Raw genomic sequence first — 9,350 nt, forward strand, 5'->3', positions numbered from 1 at the left:
AAACAGATCCAGATCCAGGTCCTGGGTGGTTAACAGGTCCAGCGTAGAGTTAATGGCACGGCGCAGATGTTCATGCGTAAACGGCTTCGGCAGAATTGCCACCACACCGGATTGCTTAAACTCTTCCAGGCGTTCGCGACGGCTTTCGCTGGTGACGAGCATAAATGGCAGGTCTTCCAGCTCCTCCTGCCCCCTGATCTCTCTGAGCAGATCAAGCGCGGTGCCATCTGCATAGTGATAACAGGAGATCACAAGATCTGGACGTATGGTGTCGATACGCTCCAGTGCCTCCTGCATACCACTAACAAAATCAATACTATGTATACCCTCGCAGGCGAGCTCGTGTTCGATAACCTTACTCTGTGCATTTGAAGGCTCGACCAACAGGATATTCAGGTCAGATGGTTGCAACTCATCCATAGACTTTCTCCAATAAAAACGGATACAGAGTCCAGGTTCTGTTTACCCGTACAACTCCCATCAGGGTAATGTAGTGCTGGTGCGAGATACTAAATATCCAGCACTTTACCCGGATTCATAATGTTCTTCGGATCGAGCGCACGCTTCAGCGTCGCCATGATCTCAATTGCATTGCCCTGTTCGGCACGCAGATACGCTTTTTTACCACTCCCTATCCCATGCTCACCGGTACAGGTTCCGCCCATCGCGAGAGCAATCTCAACAACTGTAGCAGACAAATCCCGCGCTGCATGGAGTTCATTACGATTTTCTGGATCAAAAACAATAAGTAGGTGAAAATTTCCATCCCCCACATGCCCCACGATCGGACAGGGCAAACCGGTTTCCAGGGCCGCTTTTTCAGCAGCCAGAATACAGTCAGCCAGTCGGGATATTGGGACACACACATCCGTTGTGATCGCTTTTGCACGCGGTTTCAGCGCCTGTGCGGCAAAGTATGCTTTATGCCGCGCTTCCCACAAGGCATTGCGCTCTTCAGTGGTCTCCGCCCAGCGGAACTGCTGCCCGCCATGCGAATCCGCAATTTCCTCAAACAGCTCAACCTGTTCCTTCACGCCTTCGGGAGAGCCGTGAAATTCCAGAAACAGGGTTGGCGCTTCTTCAAAACCGGTCAGCTTGGAGTAGCGAATACAGGCTTTCATCTGCAGGCTGTTGAGCAACTCGATACGGGCAACAGGTATAGCTGACTGCATTGCGTCGATCACGGTATGCACCGCGCCTGGCAATGAATCGAAGGTACACACTGCAGACCGGATCTGCTCGGGGACAGGGTGCAGACGTAACTGCACTTCGGTAATAATGCCCAATGTGCCCTCTGCACCGACGTACATACGTGTCAGGTCATAACCTGCAGCGCTTTTGCGGGCTCGGGTACCGGTGCGGATAATTTCGCCTGAAGGTGTAACAACCGTAAGCCCCATCACCGCTTCGCGCATAGTGCCGTAACGCACGGCATTGGTACCCGAAGCGCGGGTGGAGGCCATACCGCCGATACTGGCGTTTGCGCCAGGGTCGATGGGAAAGAACAATCCCTCGTAGCGCAGGGCTTTATTGAGTTCTTCACGGGTAACACCCGCCTGTACCCGACAATCCATATCCTGCGGGTTGATCTCGATAATCTGATCCATCTCGGACAGATCGATGCAGACACCGCCTTTGAGGGCCAGCAGATGTCCTTCAACGGAGGTGCCGGTGCCGTACGGGATCACTGGAATACTGTAGCGGTGGCACATCTCCAGGATCTGGGCGACCTCCTCCGTGCAGAATGGGTAGAACACAACATCCGGCGCCATACAGCCATAGCTGTCCTCTCCCTGCCCATGCTGGTCTCGCACCGCCTGTGACAGGTGGATGCGATCCCCAAACAATGGCGCTAACTCATTCACCATCGCTTGCAGATCAGATGGATGAAACGGCCTGGTTACGCGATTCATACGCACCTCCCGTGCTCGCATTGTTCTTATTATCTTCTCGCATAGTAACGCAGTGGCGGCACGGAATCCCGTAACACAGATCAAAAACTATACGGGCGACTGATCGGCAACCTCTTCAACCTGTAAACGTTTTGCCAGCATCTCACCGCGCATGGGTTTACCGAGCAGGTAACCTTGGGCGTAATCACACCCCTTGCTGCGCAGCATCTCAAGGCTGTCGTGGTTTTCAACCCCTTCACCGATCAGCTGCAGATCAAGGTTCTTCGCCAGGCTGATGATGGTATCCACCAGCATTCGGGCCGACTCAGTTTCATCGACGCGCTGGACGAAGCTTCGATCGATCTTAATAAAGTCGATCGGCAGCGTGGTGAGGTAACTGAGCGATGAGTAACCCACACCAAAATCATCAATCGCGATCGTTGCCCCGCTGGCTTTCAGCTTGTTCAGCACGCACAACGCCTTTTCCGGCCCTTCAATCAGCATGCGTTCGGTAATTTCGACGGTCAGATCCACGCGTGAGGCAACATCTGTCGCCAGTTCCAGCCAGCTCTGCAGTGCCGCTTCGGTAGAAGCAAACACCCGTGGCGATACGTTTACCGATAGGGAGATGCGTTGCCCGGTTTCGCGCTCCAGTCGTTCGATATATGCCCCAGCCTCGGCCAGAACAAAGCGGTCGATCTCATTCACCAGGCTGGTTTCTTCAGCAAGGGCGATAAACTCTGATGGCGGGATTTCACAGCCATCTTCGTCACGCCAACGTACCAGCGCCTCACATTTGGCGATCTCTTCCGTTTTAAGGTCAATCACCGGCTGATAGACGACGTACAGTTGCTGCTCGCTGATTGCACGCTGTAAGCGGGTAAACAACCGATGACGGTTTTCGGAGCGCTCCTGCATGGAATGGGTAAAGTATTTACAGCCGTTGCGACCGCTGCGCTTCACCTCATACATGGCGTAGTCTGCCTTGGAGATCAGCTCATCCGCCACAGTGGTATCGTCCGGGAATACAGAAATACCTATACTAGCGCCACAATAGATCTGACGATCAAGCACGGCGTACGGTTTTCTGATCTCCGTCAGCAGCTTCTCAGCCACATCAATGGGTGCGTACTCGTTGTCGATCTGGCGCAGCACCACGGTAAATTCATCACCGCTGATGCGGGCCACAATGTCCGACTCGCGCAGGCTGTTGCGAATGCGCTGCGCAACGGCCTGCAACACTTTGTCACCCGCCACATGACCATAGTTATCGTTCACCGGTTTAAACTTATCCAGATCGATAAACAGGACCGCCAACTGGCTCTTTGTACGCTGTGCCGACGCGACCGACCAGCGCAGGTTTTCATAGAAATAGCTGCGGTTTGGCAGGCCGGTTAACAGATCGTAGTTTGCCTGGCGCTCCACCACTTCATTGAACTTCTTACGCTCGGTAATATCCTGCACCGCACCGGTAACTTCGTAATCACCACTTTCCTGCCGGGCGGCATTACCAATCCAGCGAATCCAGCGTCGTTCGCCACCGTCTGGCTCAAGGATTAACTCAAGATCAAAGGAGCGCCCCTGCTCGATGGCATCCAGCAACGCCAAACGTAGTTTGTTCGCCTGGTTATGATCGAATAACTGCAGGATCGATTCGATGCTCACGCCATTCCCCTGATCGTCGATACCAAGAATGGTCGTAGAATGGCTACTCCAGTGAACCTGGGCATGCCCTGCCGGGATGCGCCAGCCATTGATCAGCGCCACCGTACTCATCTCGCGCAACAAACCTTCGTTGTCGCGGATCTTTCGTTCGTAGGCACTTTGGGAGTCTATCTGGCGACGCTGCCACAACAGGAAGAGGAACAACAGGAATGCCAACATGAGGGAGAAACCACGCAACATTGCGACGCCACTGCGGCTGTAGTCCCACCCCTCCTTCGGCTGGGCGGCAAACTGCCAGGTACCGTCACCAACACGTATGGTGGTTTTCAGGGCTCTCGGATCGTCAAACAACTCACTTTTGCCAAAGAAGATTTCGCCGTTTCGTCCCAACCCGTCACGCCCGCGGATAGAAACATCGATGGAAAGATCCGGCTCATACAGCCCAGCTGCCCGATACAGATCTTCCGCCAAAAACGGCGCAGACAATAAGCCCCAGAAATAGTCCTCTCCCTGCTCGTTTATGGCCCGCACCCCTGCACGGGCGATAAATGCGAGACCACCCTGGACGCGCATAACCGGACCGGCCACCGCCAGCCTGCCGCTATCACGCACCCGTAGCACGACACCCAACTGGTCTTGCTTCTTCGTATAGTCCAGCCCCAGTGCCGCCTCGTTACCTTCTAGCGGGTACAACATCCTGACGACAAGGTCAGGAGCAGCTCCCAGATTCATCAGCAGCGGCCGCTGGCGGAAAATCGCTTCGCTGTAGCGGGTAAACTGCTCCTGATCAATATCCGGATTCACGGCAATGTGTGCGGACATCCCGTCAACGTAGGCGAGGTTTCGGTTCACAATGCCTGACATCTGCGCCGCAACGGCATTCAGTTGCTGCAGTACATCGACTTGCCGGTCCTTAAAGTGATCGTGTTGCAGTTGTCGTTCTACACTCTGCTCCGCCATATAGATCATCACCAGCGCCAGCGCGTAAACCACCCAGACGTAACGGAGACGACGACCGTAATAAAAGGAAAAGATCAGCAGCAACGCCAGGCCAATAAAGACCAGCATCTGCGCACTGATCTGCTCATTTTCGCCTTCGAGGTCATACACCAGGTCATCGACATCCATCTCGTTCTGGATCATGCCGATGGCACGCAGATTCGAGATCATCCGCTGCCAGCGCAAACGGTTGTTGTGACCAATCTCGGTGAAGGGATACGCCATGTACGTGTCGATCACGTCGGCAAAAGCCAGGTTATAGCCCAACTGATCGTTGTAGGAGAAAAGGTGCCTCGGCAGATCCTGCGCAATACGGCGTGCAATCTCCTGCTTGTGACTCAGGGCGTACTGCCATCCCTTAAGGCTGGCTTCCACAAAGCGGCGTACCTTATCCGGATCGTCATCAATAACCCGCTGGTGGGTAAAAAGCGTATCACCGTAGAAATCGAGACCAAATTCTGAGGGGGACAGCTCATTCAGGACAATTCCCTGCTCTTTCGCCGCATATTGTGCGGAGATACTGTAGGTCGCGATCGCGTCGGCTGCTCCTGTCTGCATGGTGGTAATGGTGGGTGGCTGATCAATAAATCGCGCCGACGCAACATCGATCTTTCGGGAGTTGAAGAGTGCCTGAACTTCCGCACGGGTGAAGTCATCCTTCGGGGTGGCGATGGTCAACTTTGACAGGTCATCAATACCGTTCAGCTGTGTGCCAGCTAAGGTAAAGATGGAGTGTGGGCTACGCTGGAAAATCGGCACTAATGCCACCAGCGGTTCCCCTCTATCGCGATGGACAAGAAAGTTGAGTGCACCAATAGCAAAATCCGCGTTACCAGATGCCAGTTCGCTGGCGGCTGACTTAAGCTTTCCACCAGGAGCCGTTGCAGGTCGGATCTCTACATCAAGTCCGGCTTCTTCATAATATCCTTGCCACAACGCCGCGTAGTATCCGGCGAATTGAAATTCATGTTCCCATTTTAACTGTAAGACTACCTTGTCGTTGCCATATGCCAGCTGTGACACCAGGAAAAAGGCCAATACCCACTTCAAGGTACGAAACTTCATCGATTACCACCTTAACAACGGTGTGGCTAAAACGCGTTAAATCAAAATACTATCTGTCACCTTGCTTGCCAACAGTGCGAAAGAATCATTTAGAAAATATCGGCAATACGAAGTAGAAATGAAGGATCACAGGCCATCTAAGCCTGACTACGCAGACCAATTTAGGCCGCGTGTTGTTTGAAAATGACGCTGCTCCCCCGTGACCGGGTCAACAAACTCCACTTCCTTCGCCAGCAGTTGCAGAGGTTTTCCGAAATCATCCTCCCCTTTCGGGAGCGCATCAGGATAGAGTCGGTCATTCTCAAGCGGAAAACCGATGCTGTTCATATGAACGCGCAGCTGGTGGGTTTTTCCGGTCAACGGGCTCAACTCAAAGAGCGCACGACCGTTTTTTACGTCAATACAGTTCACCGTAGAACGGGCGTTGATCTCCCCTTCAGTGATGGACATCCGAAACCACTGCTCCGCCGTGTCCATGCGGTTTTCAATCAACCAGCGCTTGCCCTTCATAGCCGAATCATCACAGGCCGCTACCGCCTGGTAGGTTTTCTGCACCGTGCCCTCGGCAAACATCTGTTGGTATGCACCACGGGTTTCTGGGTTAACAGAAAACATCACCAGTCCAGCCGTATCACGATCGATACGGTGAATTGGGGTCAGTGCGTCAATGCCGGTTCTCTCACGCAGACGATTCAAGAGACATTGCTGCACATAGATACCGGCTGGCGTTACAGGCAGGAAATGGGGTTTGCAGGCCACCAGCAGTTCGTCATCCTGATGGATAATCAGCTCTTGGAACGGAATCTCCGGTTCATCGGGTACTTCACGGTAGTAAAAAACACGCGCGTTGGCGGTAAACGGAGTGGCTTCGCTGATCGGGTCTCCCCCTTCCCAATGCACATTTCCGTCCAGCATTCTCTGACGCCATATCTCGGCATCGATGCGCGGAAATCGCACTATAAGAAAATCCAATACGGTTTCGTATTGCGCTGGATTGTTGCTGGGCATAACAACAGAGGAGGCGTATTGGGATCGACCCATGGTGGTACCTGAGCTAGTGTGGAAGGCGGCAAGCATATCACTTTTGCCGCCAGCTGATGAGTTACTCGTTTTCGTGGTATACCTGCACCCTTGGCCAACCGTTCGGTGCTAGCTGAACCGAGACGGTCATAGGTCGGCAGCACACCTCGCAGTCCTCAATATAGGTTTGTTGCGGCTCGCTGCAGTCAATCAGCAATGTAATCGGCTCACCACAATAAGGACACTGGCTACTGATCTCTTCCTGCGGGTTCATTATTCACCTCTCTTTGTTCGGGCGATCAGGCTGGGTCAGCAAAGATCGCGGTATTGAGTTCCAGCTGAGGCCCCAGCCAGATTGCACCCGCCGTATGATCCAGCAGATCGTTTTGTCCGGTGGTGCAGTGAACCAGAATCGACAAGGGGCCACGCACGGACATCAGCCATGGCAGCAACTCTGGCAACAGTGTTTTGTCAAAAGCAACCTGATACATCGGTAGCGGATGCGGCCCCACAGGCTGATCCCGCCAACGCCCCAACTCCACGTCAAACCGCGCAGCTATTGATTCCCGTATCTCTGCGGCCAGCGCCCGTTGTTCTGAATTCTGGTAGTACACGTGGGCATGGTATCCGCCGATACTGTCGGGGTTAAAGCATTGTGCGGCCAAATCCATAGGGTTATATCTCTCGGTTAGTTGCGAATTAACTGGTACTGTACAAAATCTATAGATTACAGTTGGTTATTGCCAGTTCCGCAATCGCCGGATCACATGATTAGAACAATCTGATCCGACCACAGACCGACTGTTATTTTTTGTAGTCCCTCTCAGGTTTCGACCCTAGAGGCCGCTACAACTTTGCGGGACAGCCCTCAGAACACGTGCAACAGCATAGTAAAAAGGAAGCTAGAGATGGCGAAGATTTTCGGATCGATCAGTACCAAGGTCTTTTCAGGATATGCCGCTGTGCTTGTGATCACGGCGATCGCAGCATTCGCACTCACCAATACCACCCGCTCTGTGCAGGATGAAGTAACAACCTTCGTTGACCGCACTCTGCCACAACTGAGCCAACTGGAACGGGTGAGCGCAGCCCTTGGGAAACTGGAGATCACAGCGTACTCGCTGTACGGAACCACGATTGATGTCAGTACCTTTGACGAACGCCGCGAGAACATCAACCAGTCCCGTAGCCAAGCGATCGAAGCCCTTAACGCCAGTGGCGGTGTTGACCTGTCTTCCCTACAGCGCAGCCTTTCCAACGTAGACCAGTCTCTGGATCAACTGCGCGGTGTAATGGCTGCCAGCTCTGTTGACTGGGACCGTGCCCGAAACCTACTCGGTACCCTGTCTGCAAACGCGGGCATGGCCCTGGATCAGCTATCGCAGATCAACACCCAGGTGAGCGATGCAGCCAGCGCCAGCTCCATGCGAATCATCGACGATATGTCCGGCACCATTACGCTGATCCTGATGCTGGTTTCGGCCATTGTGATTGTTGCCCTGCTCGCTTACATCTTTGCCCGCAGCCAGGTATCCAATCCGATAGCTGAACTGGCAACCGGCCTGATGAATGTGTCCCGCGAAAAGGACCTGACCATCCAGCTGCCGCAGCGCTCAGGCGACGAAGTGGGCCGTGCCTCCAACAGCATCAACGAACTGCTGGAGCTGTTCCGCAACGGTATGGCGGAAGTCTCCAACGCCACCCGCGGCATCAGCGATTCGGTCACCTCCCTGACCAGCACCGCCTCCAGCTCCGACGAAGCGATCAATCATCTGAACGAGCAGATCGATAACCTGATGGATGTGATGACCCAGCTGGAATCCCAGATCGAACATGGCGCGGAACGCTCTGCCCTGGCGTCGGAATCTGCCCGCAAAGGCGCCAACGAAGTACAATCCGGTGCAAGTGAGGTGGAACGCACCTCCGCCAGTATCGAAATACTGGCCGGTGATATCGAAACCACCGCCAGCATGCTGATGGAACTGCGTGACGCCGGCGATCAGGTATCCAGCGTGGTAAGCACCATCGCCGACATCGCGGACCAGACCAACCTGTTGGCCCTGAACGCAGCGATTGAAGCGGCCCGTGCCGGCGAATCCGGTCGTGGTTTTGCCGTGGTTGCCGACGAAGTGCGCACCCTGGCAACCCGCACCCACCAGTCCACCGTGGAGATTAACTCCATGCTGGAAGCGATTGTCTCCTCCATCACCGCGTCCATGAACACCATGGAATCCAACCAGGAGAAAGCCCGTAACTCGGTGCAGCTGGCACAAACCACCGTGGAAAGCCTCTCTGCCATCCAAGAGACTATCCGCAGTCTCAGCAATGAGTGTGACGAAGCTGCTATGTTGGCAAACGATGCGCGTAGCGATGTCGTTGAAGTCCGCAACAAAGTGCAGCAGTTCAAGTCCCTGGGCGATACCGTGGTTGAGGGCAGCCGGGCAACTCAGAATGCCTCCTCTTCCCTTTCCAACCTGGCGGGTAATCTGCAGACCATGACCTCCCGCTTTAAGGTTTAATCCCTCCCTCTGACAAAGAGGCTCCAACTAAAAAAGGCAGCGTTACGCTCACTGCTGTCCCATAGTTTGGGATAAATAAGAAAGCCTGAATCCATGTGAGTAAAATGAGTGTGCGAGCAAGCACTTTAATCACAAAGGATTCAGGCTTTGTCACATCATAACACCGCGTTTCATCAGTTGCTGCAGCCCC

Annotated in this window: 8 protein-coding genes; 1 reads left to right on the plus strand and 7 read right to left on the minus strand. The window is 53.9% G+C overall.

Translation table 11 applies throughout. From position 1 onward, the window contains the following. The 6 genes from ACEQ15_RS10875 to ACEQ15_RS10900 all read right to left on the minus strand — a co-directional run. On the minus strand, positions 1-420 hold a 420-nt coding region (locus ACEQ15_RS10875; RefSeq protein ID WP_370279214.1), incomplete at its 3' end, for a response regulator. A gap of 89 nt (positions 421-509) precedes the next feature. Next, the gene (locus ACEQ15_RS10880) at positions 510-1,913 is read right to left on the minus strand and encodes an FAD-binding oxidoreductase (protein WP_370279215.1); all 1,404 of its coding nucleotides are present in this window, start codon (positions 1,911-1,913) and stop codon (positions 510-512) included. An 87-nt stretch (positions 1,914-2,000) separates the two neighbouring features. Further along, the gene (locus ACEQ15_RS10885) at positions 2,001-5,621 is read right to left on the minus strand and encodes an EAL domain-containing protein (protein ID WP_370279216.1); all 3,621 of its coding nucleotides are present in this window, start codon (positions 5,619-5,621) and stop codon (positions 2,001-2,003) included. A gap of 147 nt (positions 5,622-5,768) precedes the next feature. Continuing rightward, positions 5,769-6,662, minus strand: a complete 894-nt coding sequence (locus ACEQ15_RS10890) for a pseudouridine synthase (RefSeq protein WP_370279217.1) — start codon at positions 6,660-6,662, stop codon at positions 5,769-5,771. Positions 6,663-6,723: 61 nt separating this feature from the next. Continuing rightward, positions 6,724-6,915 carry a CPXCG motif-containing cysteine-rich protein gene (locus tag ACEQ15_RS10895; protein WP_282353274.1) on the minus strand — a complete coding sequence of 64 codons (192 nt, stop codon included), beginning with the start codon at positions 6,913-6,915 and terminating at the stop codon, positions 6,724-6,726. Positions 6,916-6,940: 25 nt separating this feature from the next. Further along, entirely contained in the window at positions 6,941-7,312 is a 372-nt protein-coding gene (locus tag ACEQ15_RS10900; protein ID WP_370279218.1) for a DOPA 4,5-dioxygenase family protein, read from the minus strand. Positions 7,313-7,549: 237 nt separating this feature from the next. Between ACEQ15_RS10900 and ACEQ15_RS10905 the strand changes: the two genes are divergently transcribed. Then, positions 7,550-9,160 carry a methyl-accepting chemotaxis protein gene (locus ACEQ15_RS10905; RefSeq protein ID WP_370279219.1) on the plus strand — a complete coding sequence of 537 codons (1,611 nt, stop codon included), beginning with the start codon at positions 7,550-7,552 and terminating at the stop codon, positions 9,158-9,160. Here ACEQ15_RS10905 and ACEQ15_RS10910 read toward each other — a convergent pair. Next, positions 9,150-9,350 (minus strand): hypothetical protein (locus ACEQ15_RS10910; protein WP_370279220.1); only part of this gene is annotated, 201 nt, incomplete at its 5' end. The two genes, ACEQ15_RS10905 and ACEQ15_RS10910, sit on opposite strands and share 11 nt — an antisense overlap.

Source organism: Pontibacterium sp. (assembly GCF_964228735.1).
Taxonomy (GTDB): domain Bacteria; phylum Pseudomonadota; class Gammaproteobacteria; order Pseudomonadales; family Balneatricaceae; genus Pontibacterium.

Coding starts and splice junctions, on each gene's coding strand:
- ACEQ15_RS10880 (WP_370279215.1), bottom strand. CDS start 1,913: ATGAATCGCGTAACCAGGCCGTTTCATCCATCTGATCTGCAAGCGATG.
- ACEQ15_RS10885 (WP_370279216.1), bottom strand. CDS start 5,621: ATGAAGTTTCGTACCTTGAAGTGGGTATTGGCCTTTTTCCTGGTGTCA.
- ACEQ15_RS10890 (WP_370279217.1), bottom strand. CDS start 6,662: ATGGGTCGATCCCAATACGCCTCCTCTGTTGTTATGCCCAGCAACAAT.
- ACEQ15_RS10895 (WP_282353274.1), bottom strand. CDS start 6,915: ATGAACCCGCAGGAAGAGATCAGTAGCCAGTGTCCTTATTGTGGTGAG.
- ACEQ15_RS10900 (WP_370279218.1), bottom strand. CDS start 7,312: ATGGATTTGGCCGCACAATGCTTTAACCCCGACAGTATCGGCGGATAC.
- ACEQ15_RS10905 (WP_370279219.1), top strand. CDS start 7,550: ATGGCGAAGATTTTCGGATCGATCAGTACCAAGGTCTTTTCAGGATAT.